General features: G+C 66.0%; 13 protein-coding genes. 9 read left to right on the forward strand and 4 right to left on the reverse strand.

The features are described 5' to 3' along the window. Positions 1–97: 97 nt before the first annotated feature. Entirely contained in the window at positions 98–724 is a 627-nt protein-coding gene (locus tag TVH25_RS00095) for an endonuclease (RefSeq protein ID WP_422423032.1), read from the forward strand. A gap of 4 nt (positions 725–728) precedes the next feature. Here the strand turns inward: TVH25_RS00095 and TVH25_RS00100 are convergent, their stop codons facing one another. After that, positions 729–1,286, reverse strand: a complete 558-nt coding sequence (locus TVH25_RS00100) for a TetR/AcrR family transcriptional regulator (RefSeq protein ID WP_422423033.1) — start codon at positions 1,284–1,286, stop codon at positions 729–731. A 121-nt stretch (positions 1,287–1,407) separates the two neighbouring features. On the opposite strand from TVH25_RS00100, the gene TVH25_RS00105 reads away from it, so the two are divergent. After that, positions 1,408–2,583 carry an oxygenase MpaB family protein gene (locus TVH25_RS00105; RefSeq protein ID WP_422423034.1) on the forward strand — a complete coding sequence of 392 codons (1,176 nt, stop codon included), beginning with the start codon at positions 1,408–1,410 and terminating at the stop codon, positions 2,581–2,583. A gap of 88 nt (positions 2,584–2,671) precedes the next feature. Here the strand turns inward: TVH25_RS00105 and TVH25_RS00110 are convergent, their stop codons facing one another. The 3 genes from TVH25_RS00110 to TVH25_RS00120 all read right to left on the reverse strand — a co-directional run bounded on the left by TVH25_RS00110 (position 2,672) and on the right by TVH25_RS00120 (position 5,372). Continuing rightward, complete coding sequence (locus tag TVH25_RS00110) at positions 2,672–3,001, reverse strand: hypothetical protein (RefSeq protein WP_422423035.1); 330 nt, start codon at positions 2,999–3,001, stop codon at positions 2,672–2,674. A 22-nt stretch (positions 3,002–3,023) separates the two neighbouring features. Continuing rightward, on the reverse strand, positions 3,024–3,593 hold the full coding sequence (locus tag TVH25_RS00115; RefSeq protein WP_422423037.1) for a DUF3558 domain-containing protein: 570 nt from the start codon (positions 3,591–3,593) through the stop codon (positions 3,024–3,026). 117 nt (positions 3,594–3,710) lie between these two features. Further along, positions 3,711–5,372: an alpha/beta hydrolase gene (locus TVH25_RS00120; protein ID WP_240952692.1), complete on the reverse strand. Its 1,662-nt coding sequence runs from the start codon at positions 5,370–5,372 to the stop codon at positions 3,711–3,713. A 497-nt stretch (positions 5,373–5,869) separates the two neighbouring features. Between TVH25_RS00120 and TVH25_RS00125 the strand changes: the two genes are divergently transcribed. From TVH25_RS00125 to TVH25_RS00155, 7 genes are all read left to right on the forward strand, one after another. Next, positions 5,870–6,922: a zinc-dependent alcohol dehydrogenase family protein gene (locus tag TVH25_RS00125; RefSeq protein ID WP_169622702.1), complete on the forward strand. Its 1,053-nt coding sequence runs from the start codon at positions 5,870–5,872 to the stop codon at positions 6,920–6,922. Between the two features lie 159 nt (positions 6,923–7,081). Beyond that, positions 7,082–8,923 (forward strand): TerD family protein, encoded by a 1,842-nt coding sequence (locus TVH25_RS00130; RefSeq protein ID WP_422423038.1) that lies wholly within the window; start codon positions 7,082–7,084, stop codon positions 8,921–8,923. A 33-nt stretch (positions 8,924–8,956) separates the two neighbouring features. After that, positions 8,957–10,609 carry an NERD domain-containing protein gene (locus TVH25_RS00135; protein WP_422423039.1) on the forward strand — a complete coding sequence of 551 codons (1,653 nt, stop codon included), beginning with the start codon at positions 8,957–8,959 and terminating at the stop codon, positions 10,607–10,609. Positions 10,610–10,799: 190 nt separating this feature from the next. Next, complete coding sequence (locus TVH25_RS00140; protein WP_422423040.1) at positions 10,800–11,297, forward strand: hypothetical protein; 498 nt, start codon at positions 10,800–10,802, stop codon at positions 11,295–11,297. 161 nt (positions 11,298–11,458) lie between these two features. Beyond that, the gene (locus TVH25_RS00145; protein ID WP_363741841.1) at positions 11,459–11,983 is read left to right on the forward strand and encodes a hypothetical protein; all 525 of its coding nucleotides are present in this window, start codon (positions 11,459–11,461) and stop codon (positions 11,981–11,983) included. After that, a complete protein-coding gene (locus TVH25_RS00150; RefSeq protein ID WP_422423042.1) occupies positions 11,950–14,733 on the forward strand; it encodes a vWA domain-containing protein in 2,784 nt (927 codons plus the stop codon). The genes TVH25_RS00145 and TVH25_RS00150 overlap by 34 nt, the downstream gene beginning before the upstream one ends. Positions 14,734–14,778: 45 nt before the next feature. Then, positions 14,779–18,345, forward strand: coding sequence for a tubulin-like doman-containing protein (locus tag TVH25_RS00155; RefSeq protein ID WP_422423043.1), 3,567 nt, complete (start codon positions 14,779–14,781; stop codon positions 18,343–18,345).

The raw sequence follows: 18,345 nt of genomic DNA on the forward strand, positions 1-18,345 counted from the left end.
GGGACTTCGCAGCAGCGTATCCCCGTCGAAGTGGGTGAGTGTGCGGGTCGGGAATTCGGGTACCACGACAGAACCAACCGCTTCCAGGAGGATGTCGATGGACACCGTGACAAAACTGCTCGATCGCGCCGGACGAACGTACGCGGAGGATGCGGGCATCACACTGAAAGACACCCCTAAGCCCCTGTTCGAGCTTCTCGTCCTCGCGTTGCTGTCGAGTACGCGAATATCGGCGGATATCGCCGTCGCCGCCGCGAAGGAACTCTTCCAGGCAGGATGGCGCACCCCGGAGGCAATGGCGAAGGCGCTACGTCCGGACGTTATTGCTGCGCTCGGACGCGGTCACTACGTTCGGTACGACGAGAGCACCGCCACTCGGTTGCGCGAGATGGGCGAACGAGTCGAATCCGAGTACCAGGGCGATCTGCGAAAATTGGCACAGCGTGCTGACGGTGACGCTGCGGCAGCGGCCCGTCTACTGGAGGAATTCGACGGCATCGGACCTGTGGGGGCGGAAATCTTCCTACGCGAAGTCCAAGACGTGTGGACCTGGCTCCGGCCCTACCTCGACAAACGTGCCCGGCAAGGCGCCGAAGCGCTCGGTGTGCCCGCAGAGTCGGAGAAATTGGAGAAGCACGCGCCCGACGGCCGGTTCGCTCCGCTTGCCGCGGCGCTCGTTCGCGTCTCGCTGGACGACGACCTACTCGAGGACGTGCGCGGCTGATCGGTCACGCACCTTCGACTGCCGCCAGGAGCATCTTCGCCGCTACCGAGATCAGCTTCGTCCGGTCGGCATCTGGGGGCCGGAGCAGGGCGATCCGGGAGCACAGACTCGCGGTGGCACCCATGACGATGAAGACCAGGTCGTCGAGTGCGTCGTCGTCGAGATCGGGGCGCAGGCGTGTGGGAATGATGCGCGCCAAGGGGCGGAGGGGGGCCTCGATGTCGGCCCAGGCGAAGCCGAACTCGGCCTCGTTCGAGGTGTAGGACACTCGCAGGACCGGGGCATGCTGCTCGAATGCCGAGGTGAGCCCCTCCACGACCGTGACCATAGCGTCGAGGGGCGCCTGGTCCATCGCGCGGGCGATTGCCGTCGACAGCGCCGTGGTGATGTTGTGGACGGCCGTCATCCTCAGTTCGTCGATGATGGCGTCCATGTCCGGGAAGTAGCGGTAGACGGTACCGATGCTCACGTGGGCGTGTTCGGCGAGAGCCGTCGTACTCACGCGTGCCCCGGGCCGGCTACCGAGAAGCTCGTGCGTGGACGTGAGAAGGTGCGTACGCATCTCTCTGGCACGGCGCTGAGTCGGGGATGTTCGTACCCCTCTACCGGTCGAATTGCCGTTCGGTGTGCTGGTCACAAGAAATGAATAGTAAGTGAGGATTTCTCGTGTTTGCATGGAATGCATGAATCGACGCATTCCGCGCGAACTTGTCAACGCAGATCTCGCTGTGCGCCGCTACGGCGACCTCGGAAGCAGGTGGCTGGACGGGATGTGGCAGGCCGACCCACTGGCCGACGCAGTCGTCGCCGACGATTTCGGTTCCTCCTCGGCCACAGCCGAAGTACGCAGGGCGTTGGCAGACGGTATCCACGCTGTCCCGAACGCTCCCGAGTCGCTACGAGCGCTGTTCACACGCCTCGACGACGAACCCGAGTGGCTCGACCACGACCGCCTGGACCACGCTGCCGATGCCCTCATCCGCCACACCCCCGTGATGGGCATGGTGCTCGGGGCGGCGTCGCTGCTTCGGGGTGCCGCCAGTGAGATCGCCGGGAAGCCTCTCGCGCTGACCGGTCGCTACGTGAGCCAGCCGGCGGTGCGCTCCGTCGAGGTGGGGGAGTGGCTGCGGCATGTGATCGCGGGCGACGGAATGCGCCGCAACGGAGAAGGTTTCGCATTCACCGTCCGGGTGCGGATCATCCACGCACACGTGCGCCGGGGCATCGTCGCGAGCGGACTGTGGGACGAGGACGCATGGGGAGTGCCGATCCCACAGCCCTATATGGCGTTCACCATCGCCGAATTCGGGCACATCTGCGTCGAAGCGATGCAGACGCTCGGCGTGCGCTTCACCCGCACGGAACTCGACGACATCTACCACCTGTGGCGCTACGTCGGGCATGTGATCGGCATGAGCGACGAACTCAACCTGTGTAAAGAAGCCGATCACGTGCTCGTCGAGGAGTTGTACCGGTTGACCTCTCCGGGACCGAGCCAGGACGACCGAGATTTCGTGGCCGCACTCACCGACGACTATCTCGTCCCGGAACTCGCGAACCTCCTGCCCGGAAACGACCGTGTGCGAACATCTCTCGCTCGCGCGCTGATGCACAGCCTGCAGCGTGTCTTCGTAGGTGATGCGGAGGCCGATGCGCTGGGGATCCCGGACAGCCCGCTCAAGCACGTGGTGCGCCGGGCTGGCCCCGCGCTCGCCCTCGTCAACCGGATCCAGGAGCGGCGCTACCCGTACAAGGCTCGGACAACAGCGCGGGCGTACAAGGTTCGGGACGCAGCGATGGATCGTATGCGCGTGGACTACGGCGTCGACCACGACCTGGTGGACACCGCTCCCCGTTGACCATCTGAAAGAGAGGAAATGCTCGCCGAATGGAGATTTGCGCGGCGAATATCGTGAGCGGATCTCCGTTCGACGCGCAGATCAGGATCTACACGTCCCGGTCCGCGGTGTCGAGCGCGCGTGCCCAGTCGAATTGCGTGTCGAGGAAGTCCTCGCCTCCCGACGCGAACGCGTCGCGCAGCTGAGTCAGTGTGTCGATGAATTGCTCGATCCGTTCGTAGGCGGATTCGGGTGTGCCCGCGCCTTTGCGGCTGTAACCGGCGGCGAGTTGCCGGGCGGATTCGAGGTCGCCGAAGCCGTTCGCGGAGACGAGATTTTTTGCTTTGATTCTTGAGTTTTCGAACTCGGCGAGCATCGTCTCGCAAATGGCGACGATCTCAGCAATAACGGGTGGGTCGAGTCTCGTGAATTCTGACATGGCTCCCTTTGGGGTGGGCGGATCAACTACCGATGAATGGTTCAGCCGCTCGCACGAGAGGTTCCATATCTGCGCACCACTCATTCTGTGGAACCGCGCCGGCATGATCCTTGTTGTAGAGCCTGCTGAATATGACGATTCCGAACGTGCTCTGTAGGACGTATGTACATGCGTCCTTGATGCTCGGGTCAAGTTCTAGGAGCGCGGTTCGGCCGTTCACGGTGATGGCGGTAGCCACGTGTCCGTTCTTGGCGATCTCTTCGTCGAGGGATACGTTGCCTGCAAGAACGCTGAGGCTGTATCCCCGTCTTACGCCGGGGATCGGGTCGGCTTTCCGGTACGAACAACCCAGGAACGTGTACGACCCCATCGGCATATCCGAAAACTCTTTGTGCGCCGCGTTGTAGCCGGCCTCCGTCATCACATCGTCGGGGAGGTCGAGGCAGGGATCGAAGGTGACGGGAGGACGTCCGGAGTCGTCGACGACGCGCGGTGTGCGCACTTCCGACGTCTCGACAACCGTCTCGGCTCGAGCAAGTTCGTCGGGGGGTGGTGGAGACCCGCATCCTGTCGTGACAGCTATTGCGGCCACGAGAGAACACGTCGCCAAGCCCCGCCTGCTCATGAGCCCCCCGGATCCGCAGTTGGCGCCAGACGCTAGCACACCCGGTTCGGCGGAGCGGAACGAACTTCGGCGGAGTCCGCGCCCTCAGCCTGGTCCCGCAGAGAGGGCATCGAAGACGCGCTGAGCGAATGCCTGGTCCTCAATTCCCAGGATGTCCGCCCAGAAATACGCTGCTTCGGTGCCGTAGTCATGGCCGTGGCCACTGGGTACGTCAGCGGCGAACACCATGTCCAGGGTCACCTGCCAGAACGTCACGAACGGGATCCACGACATGCTCTTGTCGACATCGGCGCCGCGCTCTTCCCGGAGCCAATCGGGGCGGTTCAGGATCAGGTCGGTGGACCACCAGACGATCGGATCGCTCGGGTGCTGCCAGTACACGATGCGGGGGAACTCCCATTGGCGCAGTCCGGGGAGGTCGGTGAGATCCGCAGGTGTGGCGGCAAAGCGCACATTCTGACCGCCATAAACGACGGGAAGGATTTCGCGGCTGCCCGGATCGCGCGAGTCGGTGATCCTGCGCCACTGCTCGGTGAAATCGGGGGTGCCCACCCACAGGGCACCGTCGGTGCGGGTGATCATGTCCTGCGCCCCGGAGAACGCCGACTGGCCGCCGTACGATCCGAGGGATTCACCGAAGACCAGTAGCTTCGGCCGTGTGTTCGGGTCCAGGTCGCTCCAGCGGTCGTACACGGCTTCGAACAGTGCGCGACCGGCGTTGCGTGGGGAAACCCGGTCGGCGAGGAACGCCAGCGGACTCGCCAGAAAGGAGTACTGCATCGCGGCGATCGCCGAGTTCCCGTCCGCGAGGTATTCGAGGCTGGACGCGACGTCTTCGTTGACCCATCCACGTCCCGTCGTGGTGGCGACGGCCAGATACTCCCGATCGAATGCGTTCGTGCGGTCGAGTTCCGCCACCACACGTGAAGCGAGGGTGTCCATCTCTTCGGGTTCGGACTGTCCTCCGGCGTTCTCGATCGAGCGGTAACCCGCGTAGACCCGGATCGGCATCATGGCCGGCCTACCGGTGACCGCGCCGATCTCCTCCGGTGTCGGTCCGCCGGCGACGAACGTCCGGCCTTCGCGTCCGAGCGAGTCCCACGGTTGTTCCGACGCGTCGGATCCGGACCGGTCGGGCGACTGCGGTTGCACGACACCGGCTGCGGTGCCCTCGTCGACCACCTTCGCCGACCCGTCGGCGATACGCGTGATCCCGGCCGCGAGCAGGCCCTCGAGCGCAAGAAATACGACGGCTCCCACCACCACGACACTCACTGCCCGCGCGACGGGCACCGGCAGAATCCGCACGACCTGCCGAGTGATGAACTGCGCGACACGACGCAGACCTCGCCCTATGAGAAGGAGGATCAGCGAGAGGAACAGGGCTACGGCCAGCACGCCGGGATAGTCCCAGTTGCTTCCGCTCTCGATGCCCACGAGTTCGCGGCTGATGTTCTGCCAGCGCGACCCGAGCGCGAGGAACGTCGGCACCACCACGATCGCGACCAACGCGAGCAGTATCCAGAGGACCTTTGCGGCTTTCGGTGGCACTCGGACGTCGAATCCGCATTTGCGTATCCCCCATGCCACCAGGACGCCGATCCCGTAGCCCGTCACGATGCTGATTCCGGTGGCGACCCCCTGCAGATACCACGCACGCGGAAGTAGCGAGGGCGTGAGCGACCAGCAATAGAATAGCAACGCCACCACCAGCCCGAGGAAGCTGAACCGACTGAGCCACTTCATGATTCCATGCCGCATTCGCATGGGAAGGGAGACGCGTTCATGAGGCGCGGGGGCCGGAGTGGTGTCGGTCGTCGTCGTCACGGGCGGGTCGCTTTCGTCGTAGGACGTTCTGCCGGCGGGCTGTAGTTCGTCCATTCCGTTTCGACTTTTGCGCCGGAGCCACGTCGAGGGGACGGAATTCGATGCCGTGCGACGAAAACTAGCAGAATGAGGGGGTAATTCTCGGGAGAAGAGGCCATGGAATTCCGATCGACAGCGACGGTTTCCGGAAGGCGCGTCCCGGCACAGTTCCGCGCGGCGATGAGGACTGATCTCGTCCGCACCGGGTCGCTGCGTCTCGATGCGGACGGAAGCGGCATATCGGTTGCTCCGGACCGGATTCGGCGTGATCGGCATGCGTGCGGTCGCGGCGTCCGAAAGCCCGGATATGCCCCGGAGACGTCCCGGCCGGTGTCATTCTGGAGAGTGAATCGCCATCGATCGGCGGGAGGCCGAGGATGAAAGCACTGGTATTTCATGGTCCGGGACAACGCGCGTGGGAAGACGTGCCCGACCCCACGATCACCGAACCGACCGACGCGATCGTGCGCGTCGACGCGGTGACGATCTGCGGCACCGATCTGCACATTCTCGGTGGTGACGTTCCGGCGGTGACGGACGGACGAATTCTCGGTCACGAAGCCGTGGGCACTGTCGTCGAAGTCGGCTCCGGCGTTCGCAATCTCATGGCCGGTGACCGCGTACTGGTCTCGTGCGTCTCCGCCTGCGGCCGATGCCGATACTGCCGCGAGGCGCGGTACGGCCAATGTCTCAACGGAGGCGGCTGGATTCTCGGACATCTGATCGACGGAACCCAGGCCGAACTGGTGCGAGTTCCGTTCGCGGACAACTCGACCTACAAGATCCCCGAGGGGGTCAGTGACGAGCAGATGCTCATGCTCGCCGACATCCTGCCCACGTCGTACGAGGTGGGAGTACTCAACGGGTGTGTGCGTCCGGCCGACGTGGTGGTCATCATCGGCGCCGGGCCGATCGGTCTCGCCGCGATTCTGGGCACCAAGTTGTTCAGTCCCAGCCATATCGTGGCCGTCGACCTCGCCGACAGTCGCCTGGAAGCCGCGAGATCCTTCGGAGCGGACATCGCTCTGAACGGTGGACGCGACGATGTCGCAGCGGTCGTGGGTGACCTCACCGGTGGGCTCGGAGCCGACGTCACGATGGAAGCGGTCGGCGTGCCGCAGACGTTCGAGCAGGCGGTGGCGCTTGTCCGGCCGGGCGGACACGTCGCGAACCTCGGCGTCCACGGTTCGCCCGCGACACTGCATCTCGAGGACATCTGGATCAAGGATCTGACCATCACGACGGGCCTCGTCGACACGTATTCCACTCCGACGCTCATCGGGCTCGTGGAGAGTGGACGGCTCGACACGTCGCCCATGATCACCCACAGGTTCAACCTCGACGACTTCGAAGAGGCATATGACGTATTCGGCCGGGCAGGGGAGACGGGTGCGCTGAAAGTGCTGCTCACGGCACATTCTTCGACCTGATCGCTGGGCGGTGGAACCACACATATCGACGGGATGAGCGACGGCGTTACAGCGCCGGCAGAAGTGCAGGGGCGAGTTTTCAGGCGCCTGATCCTCCGGTAAGAATGTCCGATCGGACCGAGTTTCAGCTCGGCCGGGAGGACATCCGGAGGGGTAGACGTGATCGATCTTCGTGCGCCGGCGAGTGGAACCGTCACGCTGCCCCGAGGGCATCGCTGGGTGGTGGTCGATGTCGAGACCTCGGGTGTGCGTGCAAACGCCCACCGCGTGCTCAGCGTCGCCGCGCTCGCGTTGCGCGAGGACGGTTCGGTCGAGCGGGAGTTCTCGTCGCTCGTCGATCCCGGTTGCGACCCCGGGCCGGTGCACATCCACAACCTCACCCGCGAGCGGCTCGCGGGAGCGCCGCGCTTCGAAGACATCGCGTCGGAGCTGGCGGACATTCTCGCCGGCGGCACCGTCGTCGCCCACAACGCGTCGTTCGACTACGGCTTTCTCGACGCCGAGTTCCGGCGGGCGGGAAGGACACTTCCGGTGCAGCAGCGGCTGTGCACGCTCGCGTTGTCGCGCCGCCTCGACCTGGACCTTCCCAACTACCGGCTCGCGACGCTCGCGGAGCACTGGCAGATTCAGCAACTCCAGGCACACGACGCGTACGACGACGCGCGTGTGCTGACCGAAATCTTTCTGCGCAGCGCCGGAATGGCACAGACACTGCAACTTCCGCTGCCCGTCGTGAACTGCCGGAGCAGCAAGTCGGTGTACCCGGCATCGGTGACCCGGGTTCCCTGCCGGTGGAAGAACCCGGGCAAGCTCACGGACGCCGGTCTCGTGCAGGGTATGAAGGTCGTGATCAGCGGGTCGACCGCCACGCCGCGGACGGCACTCGCCGAGCGCCTCACCGAAGCAGGGCTCGACGTCCTCAACCAGGCGAGCCGGCAGACCAGTGTGCTGGTGTGCAACGACCCCGTCGTGCAGACCGCCAAGGTGCGCAAGGCGATGGCCGAAAGCATTCCCGTCATCAGCGAGCGACACCTCGACGACCTTCTCACCCGGGTCGCTCCCGGCGAGCCCAAGGTCGCCACCGTCATCGATGTCGTGCCGCAGGCACAGATCCCGGTGGAGACTCCGCAGGTCGTCACCGCCCCCGCCCCCGACGACACAGCGCCGGCACAGGGCTGGGCGCTGCAGGGCCACAAGCCCAAGTTGTGGTCGGGCCGAAAAGTACTGTTGCTGGGCGGAACCCATCTCGAAGCGGTGATGATGCGGTCACGCATCGCGCAACTCGGTGCCAGGCCCGCCCTCAACTTCACGGCCGCGGTCACCGACGCGCTGGTCCTCGGCGGCGGCGAAAGCGACAAGCGGATGCCCCGGGTGCTGCAACGCGCGCTGCCCGTCCTCACCCCCGACGACGTCAACGCCGCGGTGGAGAAGGGTGTGATCCCACCGCACATGCGGACCGAAGCCCGAATGACGGCGCCGGTGCTGTCGCTCGGCGAGGTGACCGACCTGCCCGCGAAGATCACGTCCTGGTCGGTGAACATCGCGTGGAAAGCCGAAGCTGTCGACGACGAGTTCGACATCGACATCGTCGCATTCCTGCTCGGTTCGGACGAAAAAGTCGACACCGATGACGATTTCGTCTTCTACAACAACCCCGTGTTCGACGACGGGGTGGTGGAACTGACCATCGACGGCAGCAGTGAGCAGTGCGTCCGCGTCGACCTCGCGTCGCTGCCCGCCGAGTGCGAGCGCATCGCCATCGCGGCGGCTATCGACGGCGACCGTACCTTCGGTGACCTCGGCGCCGTCTCCGTCAGCGTCGACAGCGACGACGGCACTGCCGCGACCTTCGTTCTCGACGCCGGGACCACCGAACGCACGATGGTGCTCACCGAGATCTACCGCCGGGCAGGCAAGTGGCGTCTGCGGGCGGTGGGGCAGGGCTACGACGACGGCCTTGCGGCCCTTGCGGTGCGGTACGGGGTCGACGTCGATGCCTGAACGCTCACGGGTACTGCCGTCGCGAGATCCGCGATGAGCATTCGTATTCCCCAGGAGCCGAGGTTCGCGCATGTCACCGAAGAAGTGGTGTGGCGGGCGCTGATCGATCAGCTCGGGCCGAACGACCTCGTGGTCGCGAACCAGCGCGTCACCGACCACGACAAGGACCACGAAATAGATTTCGTCGTGGCGCTCGAGGGCTACGGTGTGATCTGCCTCGAGGTCAAGGGCGGGGGAGTCTGGTACGAGAACGGCGCGTGGTATCAGCGTCGCCCGGGCGGACCCGCCGTCATCGATCCGGTGGGACAGGTGCGGGGCGCAATGTACGCGTTGCGCCGGTACGTCGACGACGATCCCCGCCGCCCCGTCGGCCACGTGCGCTGGGATCACGTGGTCGTGTTCCCCAACAGTTCGTTTCCCGCAGACTTCGCCTTGCCGGAATGTCCCCGCTGGAAGGTGGTCGACCGTGACGATCTGAGCGGAATCGTCGGCAAGCTCATGAAGGTGCTCATCGATCAGCACGTCGCGAGGACCGGGATCGACGCGGATTCGATCCTCGAACTCGCAGATGTGCTGTCGGGGCGTGGATTGCCTCAGCGCGACGTGGTCTCGCGCGCGCTCGAGAACGAGGACGCCGGCAACCTGCTCACCCAGCAGCAAGCCGCGGTACTCGATGCGGCGCGTCTGCTTCCCCGCGTCGAGATCCGCGGAGGAGCGGGAAGTGGCAAGACCTTCCTCGCGATCGAAAAGGCTCGTCGGCTCACCAAGGAGGGCAAGCGTGTCGCGCTGATCTGCTATTCCCACGGGCTCGCGTCCTACCTCGAACGCGTCACCAGGGCACTGCCGCGGAAACAACGTCCCGCCTATGTCGGTGAATTTCACAAGCTCGGCCGACGCTGGGGTGCCCCGGAAGGTCCGCCGGAGAGCCTGCGCACGGAAGAAACCGTGGCGTTCTGGGAGCATGTGCTCCCGGCGCGGATGGCGGAACTCGCAGCCGAACTTCCGAACGGGCAGCGGTTCGACGCCGTGGTCGTCGACGAAGCGCAGGACTTCGCCGACGATTGGTGGCGGCCGGTTCTCGCTGTATTGAGAGACGAGGATGCCGGCGAGATCTACGTGTTCAGCGACGAAGGGCAGCGGGTCTTCGATCGGGAAGGTGTTCCCCCGGTTACGCTGGTGCCGTTGGTGCTCGATCAGAACCTCCGCAACACCAAGCAGATCGCCGGGTGTTTCACACCGCTCGTCGGGCAACGCATGCGATTGCTCGGCGGCGACGGGCCCGAGGTCACCTTCGTTCCGTGCGCACCGGAAGATGCGCTCGATCGCGCCGACGACGCCATCGAGACTCTGCTCGAAAGTGGCTGGCGGCCCGAAGATGTCGCCCTCCTCGCGACCGGAAGTCGGCACCCCGAACAGGTCGAACGGCAGCAAGCCGGGCCTGAAGCGTACTGGGAGAGTTTCTGGGACAGCGACCAGGTGTTCTACGGCCACGTCCTGGGATTCAAAGGACTCGAGCGCCGGGCGGTCGTACTTGCCGTAAACGAATCACGGCCGCAGGAGCGATCGCGGGAACGATTGTATGTGGGGCTGTCCCGGGCCCGTGACCAGTTGATCGTGTGCGGGGACCCGACATTCATACGGACGGTCGGTGGAGGGGAGTTGCTGAAACGGCTGGGCGGGGTGTGATATCCGCGCGCGGGTGTTCTGCGGGCAGCCTTCGGGGAATACGTTTGCCGGCTGGAAGATATGTCCCCGGTCGTGAGATAGCCGACGTCATATTTGGATGTGACACCGACCTCGCTACAAGATGTGTAACAAAGGGGCGTCCGGTCCGATACGTAGTCGTATCGCTTCCCACGACTTTGGAGTCTGCAGAATGAACCGTCTTCTTTTCGGTGCAGTAATGGCGGTAATTCTGGTGGGGAGCGTGTCGGCGTGTGGAGCCGAATCGGACTCGCCTGCGGAAATGGTGCCCTCGTCCGGCGCCGTCGCGTCGACGACGACGACCAGCACCATCCCGGAGACCACGACTGTGAAGCCCTTGCCCGCAACGACTTCGAGCACTCCGAAGCAGACGCTCCCGCCCGTCGAAGCCGAGCCCGCCCCGGCCGCGGCTGTGCCCGCTGCGGCGGCCGAGGTGACATCGGTTCCGATGCCCCCGGTCGTATGCATGGATCTGCAGTCGGCGCAGAATCTCATTCAGGACCTCGGCGTCTTCTATTCACGCAGCGTCGATGCCACCGGCAAGGGGCGCAAACAGGTGCTCGACGCGAATTGGATCGTGGTCGGCCAGACGCCGGGCGTCGGAGTTCCGATCGGTGAAGGGGATGCGGTTCTCTCGGTCGTGAAGATCGGTGAACCGAACCCCTGCTGACACGCGCGTCGTAGCCGGAACGGCGTGGTGGACACTCTCTGCTCGCCAATTTGCGAGACCCCTGTAACGCGGTCGCTCCTTCCCCCGATTGACCGTTCGACATCATCGAAGATGATCTTCATCGTTGAGTGCGCGGTAGCGCCTGATCCTGAAAGTCGCCCGTGCATTCATCGTCCGATCCGTTCGATTTCAGCGAGTATTCGAGCTCGCGGGACGGCACCGACACCCCGCCGTCCGATTCACCGTGGTCCGCCGGACCACCCGCAGGCGGGGGATTCGGCATCCCGAACGACCCGTTCTCCGGGTTCGCCACGCAAGGCGTCCCCACAGGGGATTCCTTCGCGACGCTGCAGCAGCCCGCACGCCCTTCGGGTCTGGAGCAGGGCAGGACGCCGCTGGGATGGGTTCTCGGAGCGTTCGTCGTCGTGCTCGTCGGCATCGGCGCGACCCTGCTCGCCGTTGCCCTCGGGCCGGTCGCGTGGGCTTTCCTCGGATGGTCGATGGCAGGTCCCGTCGCGGCACTGCTGCTCGCACAGCACATGGTCGCGGATACCAAGGAGCGCACACTCCCGACCTATGATGCGTCGGCCTTCCTGCAAGGAACCTATTGGCTCTCGGTGGCATTGGCGGCCGTAGGCATCGTGCTCGGTGCATGGCAGATCGCGGAATGGGCGGGCCGGCTGTGAAGAAACTTGCGATACTCGTCGCCGTACTGCTCGGATGCCTCGTCTTGACTCCGGCGGCATCTGCGCAGCCCCGTGAGACCGCGATCGCCGATTTCGGGGGTTGCCTCGCCTCGCAGCGCGAGGGCGACCTGCTGTTGATGATCGACGAGTCCGGCAGTCTCCAGCAGTCCGATCCCGACGCGGCCCGCGTGTCCGCTGCCAACTACCTGCTCGAACAACTCCAGTCGTTCGGGGACTCCGCAGGCGTCGCGCTCGATGTCGCCGTGGCGGGGTTCTCCGCAGATTTCACCGTGCACGCGCCGTGGACCAGGCTCGACGGCACCACCCTTTCCACCCTGCAGAGCGAGGTCGGCGAGTTCCGGTCTCGCACCGCAGGTCTCGACACCGACTACTGGACCGCACTCGACGGAGCCCGAAGCACGCTCTCCGAGCATGCGTCCGGCGGACCCGCGTCGTGCCAGGCCATTGCCTGGTTCTCCGACGGCAAGCTGGACTTCACGGCCCGCGACGGAGAGAAGCCGTACGCACCGGGAGTCCCTCTCACCACCGACGAAAGTGTGCAGCAGGTCGTCGCTGCGGCACGCGAGTCGATCTGCCGTCCCGCTGGTGTTGCCGACCAGCTGCGTTCGTCCGGGATCGCGACCTTTGCGGTGGGCCTCGCGTCCGGTACCGCAGAGGCTGCGGACTTCGACCTGATGCGGTCCATCGCCACGGGTGAGCCCGCCGCCGGACAGGCATGTGGCGCACGGACCGTGCCTACGCCCGGTGACTTCTACCTGGCGCAGAACATCGACGACCTGCTGTTCGCGTTCGACGCCTTCAGCAGTCCCGGACAGGCGCCTCTGGAAACGGAGGCCGGCGTCTGTGCGCTCGAGGTGTGCGAGGCGGGACAGCACCGATTCGTTCTGGACGATTCGATCGGGGCCGTCACGGTCCTCGGTTTCGCGGACGCCGAAGGTCTCGTTCCCACCCTCGTATCGCCCAGCGGTACCGAGCTTCCGATGCCGTTCAGCACCACCGCGGTGACTTCCGGGATCGGTGACGTCTCGGTCGACCACCGCTGGCTCTCGGACCGGTCGGTGTCGTTCACCATGAACAAACCCGATGCTGATTCCGATGACTGGCAGGGTATGTGGGCGCTGGTCTTCGTCGACGAGGACGGGTCCGATCCCGCGGCGCGCTCGAAGTCGAACATCCACATCTCCGGAAATCTGTTCCCGGCGTGGCTCGGACAGGACGTCACCGCCATCCACTCGGGCGAGGTCACCTCCGCGGTGCAACTGGGGATTGTCGACTCGGACCGCGTGGAAATCGATCCGTCCGACCTGCTGGGATCGGCATACCTGTCGGTATCGCTGACCGATTCGGCGCAGGTCGACCACGAGCTCGCGAGCGGTATTCCGAAAAGCGCTATCGCAGCTCCCGTCGAGCTCGACTTCACGACCGTCGCTCCCGGTGAAGCGACACTGCGTCTCGTCCTCGAGGTGACCACGGCGGACGCCACCAACAGCTGGGGTGGAACCATCGCTCCGGGAACCGATCTGGCGCCGCAGTACGTCGACGTCCCGATCACTGTCGCCCCGCCCATCGGTTATCCGACTCTGCCGAACCGGATCGACCTCGGAACCATCGAGGGCGCGGGCACATTCCCCGGAGAGATCTCGATCGGTGGACCCGGTTGTGTGTGGGTCGATCCGGCCGGCTCCGTCCGCATCGATGCGGCACCCGACGGCGTCGGCGACATCGCGCTGACAACCGGTGGCGCCGGAACGGCGGACAGCTGCCTGACGGTCGAGGAAGGCGCGTCGGCAGCATTGCCCCTCGAACTGACCGTCCCCGAAGCGGGCAACGGTGCACTCAACGGGTCCGTCCGCCTGATGATGTCGCCTGCCGGAGAACCCGACCGCGCGATGCCTGTCGACGTGCCGTTCACGGCCGAGTTGCTCAAGCCGCTCGACAGCGGTCGTTTCTGGTCGGTGTTCCTGCTCGTCTTCCTGCTCGGAATCGCCATCCCGTGCGCCCTGCTGTACCTGCGCAAGTGGCAGACGACGCGCATCCCCGCGGAGATGCTCAGAGCACAGCGTTTCGCGGTCACCGTGTCCGACCGCGGACTCCTGCGCGACGGGCAGCCTTTCGTCCTGCACGACAACGACCTCACCGAGATCGTCCGCGGGCTGGACAAGCCTGCCCGGCGACTGAGCGTCGACGGTGCCGAACTCGAGGCCCGTACCGGAGGGTCTCCGGTCGGCAGCGGCTACGTGCTGGTCCGCGCGCCCGGCCTGCTGGGCGCGTCCGATGCGACACCGGCCACCGACCGGCGCAGCGGTGACGCCCGCCTCCCGCTGGCCGTGCACAACCACTGGGTGCTGCTGCACGACCCCGAGGGTCCGGCGGACCAGGCGCAACTGCTGTTGCTCGTCGGTGGCGGTGCATCGCAGGAACGGATCAAGCGACTCGTCGACGACGCGGGACGTCGCGCGGCGGGAGCGATTGCCGAACTGCGCCGACGTAGCGACAACGCGGACAACGGCACATCGTCGCCGACCGGAACTCCGGTACCGGTACCCGCTCAGCAGGCCGCGGCGTTCGATCCGTTCGGGATGCCGAACTCGTCCGCCGCACCGACCTTCGGTGCGCCGGCCCCGTTCGGCGGCAACACCGGCTTCGGCGGGGTGCCGGACCTCAATCCAGGCCCGGCTGCACCGGCACCCGGTCAATCGTTCGACCCGTTCCGGCCCCCCGGCTCCTGACGGTCGACTCGTCTTCAAAATATCTCTCGATGTGGAAGGACCGGCATGAGGCGGTTTCTCGTAGTGGGCTGCGGCGGATCCGGCGCTGTCACGCTCGCGTACATGATGGATCAGCTGCGGTCCGACCTCGCGTCGGCGGGCATCGACAAGCTCCCCGGTGGCTGGCAGTTCGTCAGTGTCGATGTGCCGACGGCACCGGAGACCGGGCCCGACGGTCTCGGCAATGTGCGGGACCAGGGCGGCCGCTATTTCGGTAGCGGACCGCAGGGCGATTCGTACGCGGTGCTCGACAACGCACTGACCAACCAGCTTGCGGCCAAGGGCAGTCTCGACGAGATCGCCACCTGGGCGCCGCGCGATCCGTCGTCGGTCACCGTACCGATCGGTTCCGGCGCCGGCCAGTACCGCGCGCTCGGCCGCATGATCACGCTGAGCAAGGCGGGCGGCATCCGCGACACGCTGCAGAACGCGTGGGACCAGCTGTTCACCGTGCAGACCGCCACGGAGATGTCCGCGCTCGACATCCCGGGCGGCGGCGGGTTCGAGCAGGAGGAGTCGCCGATCGTCCTCGTGGTGTCCTCGATGGCGGGTGGCGCGGGTGCGTCCATGGCATTGGACGTATGCCGTTTGCTCACCCTCATCCCCAAGCTCGACCCCCGCCTGATGGGCGTGTTCATGGTCGCACCCGACATCTTCGACGGGCTCGGGCGCAGCGCCACCACCGGTGTGCGCGCCAACGCCCTCGCGATGCTCGGCGAGATCGTCGCGAGCCAGCTGGGTTCCGCCCGCGAGCACGACGTCGAGATCCTGCGCGCTCTCGGACAGCAGCAGGGCGCGGGCGAGAAAGTGCCGTTCGCGCGCGTCTTCCCGGTGGGGCGACGCGTCGGTGTCGAGGGCGCACCGTTCGGCGACGGCTCGCAGAAGGCGATCTATCGCGGCCTCGCCCGCGGCCTCGCCGGCATGATGATGTCCGGTGCCGCGACGCGCCAGTTCGTGCAGTACGACCTCACCAACGGTGCGGGTCTGTCCGGCCAGCGCGACAACATCGGCTGGGGTGGCCAATGGGACAACCTGCCCTGGGGCACCTACGGCTTTTCGAGCCTGAGTATGGGGCGCGACCGGTATGCCGAGTACTCGGCGCAGCGCCTCGCTCGCAGCGCGGTGGACCGTCTGCTCGACGGGCACCGCAGTCACGCCAACGTGGCATCCGACGAGGATCAGGTCAACTCGATCCTCGACAGCCAGTGGCAGTCGCTGCTCACCACTATGGGACTTCCTGTGCTGCAGGCGGATCCGCGAGGAGCGCAGGTCGGTGTCGGGCCGTGGCTGACCCAGGTGGTGCTGTCGTCCGCCGAGGGTGACCGGATGGCCCGTCAGATCGTGGACACCGAACTGCGCCCCTACCTGCCGTCCGGCAGCGGGCTGACCGCGAACCAGTGGGTGCCGGGAATCCAGCAAGCTCTCGCCCGGAGGCGCCAGGCGCTCACGGCATCGGCCGAGCAGCACGCACTCGGACACGCCTTCCAGTGGCACCGCACCCTCGCCGACACCATCGAGGCCGTGGTGGTGAAGGCGATCGCCGACCTGGGGCTCCCGTACGCGACAGCGATCGTGAACAGGCTGTCCGTCCTCGTCAAGGATCAGGTGCGCATCGGCGCCGAGGAACTGGCCAAGCAGACCCCCGCCGACATCACCGCGCAGTCCTCCGACACCGCGCAGATGCTCACGGCACTCAGAGGCACCATCGAGAGCGACGCAGACATCCTCGAACGGGTGCTGGCGAGTTGCAGTCAGAACGTCTACCGCCACTTGTACGCATCGCTGTCCTCGAAGGTGGCCGAGGTCGCCACCGCGCTCGTGCCGGAGGTCCTCAAGCCGCTGCTCGACGGGCTCAACGAATCGCAGACATCGCTGCGCAAGGCCCGCAGCAAACCGGCGAACGACGTCGGGCTGGCCCGGCTGGCAACCGATCAGTACGGCGCGTGGCCCGCCGACAAGAGTGACCGGGTGCCGAAGCGGTTCGCGGAGGCCAACAACGAGGTGATGCTCACGCCGTCCGCGGATTTCATGGTGCAGTACCGTGCCGATCTGCCGCTGGCCGTGATGTCCGACGCCGCAGGACCCCCGCCGTTCGAGACCGCGGTGCAGCAGGCGGTGGGCAGCGTCGTGACCGGTCTCTGGTCGACCGTCGACGGCAGCAAGTCTCCCGGGGAGGAGCACCCCGTTCTCGAACGGACGTCGGCGTGGCGTTCGCGGGCCTTCCCCTTCGATCCGGGGAGCCGCGAAGCGCTCGTGCCGTCCGCCGCCCGGTACGACGTGCATGTGCGTCCCGCCGAATTGCTCGGGCGTTCACGGCAGTTCGTCGCGCGTACCGGTGAGTCCTTCGACCGGTTCTGCCGGGTGTCGCTGCGGGAATACATCGAGGACTCCTCGGTGCCCGAGTATGCCCTCGACGAGCGCCGCGCGCGCCTGCAGTCCAAGTTCACCGAGGCACTGTCCCTCGCTCGTCCGCTCGCCAGTGTCAATCAGCAAGCACTCGAGGCTTTGCATCCGGGCCAGCAGGTCGAGTACCGCTACAAGTTCACGTCGGTGCCGTTCCTGAACCTTCCGGTCGCGGATGCGCTGTCGCAGGTTCTGCGGAAGAACACCATGATCGATCAGGAAACCGACGCCGAGTTCGGGCGGTTGCTGACCGAAGAGGACAAGCTCACCCGCATCGACATCTTCGGCTCGTATCCGAACTACTCGCCGCTCGCCTACGACTCGGTGCTCGGTCCCGCGTCGAAGCAGTGGGCGGATTCGACTCCCGCGCAGCAGGAATCGTTCTGGCAGTGGCGTCGTGCGCGTCCGCTCGCCGCCTCGTTGCCGATGCACGAGAGTGAGCGTCGTGCCATGACGGCCGGCTGGTTCCTCGGACTCGTCGTCGGGTGGCTGCGCCTGCCGCCGGAGCCCTACAACGAACCCGTCCGGGTGTGGGACGCGGGAACCTCGGGGTGGGTCGACTTCCCGAATCCGCTGCTCACCCCGCCGGCCCGTTTCCTCGCCAACAACGATTGGCTGCCGGCCGTACTCGAATCGGTGCTGATCGCGATGGCACGTTCGCACGAGTCCCCGGTGATGAGCTCGATGCTTCCGTACCGTGCGCTGCGGGCCGTCTACGACGCGTCGGCCGAGAAGCCGGCGGGCGGCATCCTCGAGGTGTCGGCGAAGGCGACGCTGACCGAGTGGCTTCGTACCGGAGAGACCGGCACCGGCTGGCAGTCGCAGGTCGCCGATACCGGTCCGGGTACCTCGATCGATGCACGGGCCAAGAACGCGATCACCTGGCTCAACGGGGTCCGCGATCTCACCGGAACGCACTACCTGGCGCCCGGCGACGTGGGTGCGCCCGGTGGCGGTGTCTTCTCCACGATCACGGTGCGGGAGCAGGCGTCTCAGACCCCGTTCTTCCGGGATATCGCCCCCGACGTCTACTGGGCGACAGGCGAATTGATCGATCTGGTCGAGGAGTGCAAGCTCCGCGCCGAGCAGCCCGACCGCGCGATCGCACCGAGCCCGCAGGCCGCGGCGGCGGCGCCCACCTTCCAGATTCCGGACATGGGGCAATTCTGA

This window comes from Rhodococcus sp. 7Tela_A2, from assembly GCF_049311045.1.
Classification (GTDB): domain Bacteria; phylum Actinomycetota; class Actinomycetes; order Mycobacteriales; family Mycobacteriaceae; genus Rhodococcus.

Excerpts from the sequence above, each read along its gene's own strand:
- TVH25_RS00110 (WP_422423035.1), bottom strand. The coding sequence starts at position 3,001 with ATGTCAGAATTCACGAGACTCGACCCACCCGTTATTGCTGAGATCGTC.
- TVH25_RS00100 (WP_422423033.1), bottom strand. The coding sequence starts at position 1,286 with ATGCGTACGCACCTTCTCACGTCCACGCACGAGCTTCTCGGTAGCCGG.
- TVH25_RS00135 (WP_422423039.1), top strand. The coding sequence starts at position 8,957 with ATGAGCATTCGTATTCCCCAGGAGCCGAGGTTCGCGCATGTCACCGAA.
- TVH25_RS00105 (WP_422423034.1), top strand. The coding sequence starts at position 1,408 with ATGAATCGACGCATTCCGCGCGAACTTGTCAACGCAGATCTCGCTGTG.
- TVH25_RS00150 (WP_422423042.1), top strand. The coding sequence starts at position 11,950 with ATGGCAGATCGCGGAATGGGCGGGCCGGCTGTGAAGAAACTTGCGATA.
- TVH25_RS00095 (WP_422423032.1), top strand. The coding sequence starts at position 98 with ATGGACACCGTGACAAAACTGCTCGATCGCGCCGGACGAACGTACGCG.
- TVH25_RS00120 (WP_240952692.1), bottom strand. The coding sequence starts at position 5,372 with ATGAAGTGGCTCAGTCGGTTCAGCTTCCTCGGGCTGGTGGTGGCGTTG.
- TVH25_RS00140 (WP_422423040.1), top strand. The coding sequence starts at position 10,800 with ATGAACCGTCTTCTTTTCGGTGCAGTAATGGCGGTAATTCTGGTGGGG.
- TVH25_RS00155 (WP_422423043.1), top strand. The coding sequence starts at position 14,779 with ATGAGGCGGTTTCTCGTAGTGGGCTGCGGCGGATCCGGCGCTGTCACG.
- TVH25_RS00125 (WP_169622702.1), top strand. The coding sequence starts at position 5,870 with ATGAAAGCACTGGTATTTCATGGTCCGGGACAACGCGCGTGGGAAGAC.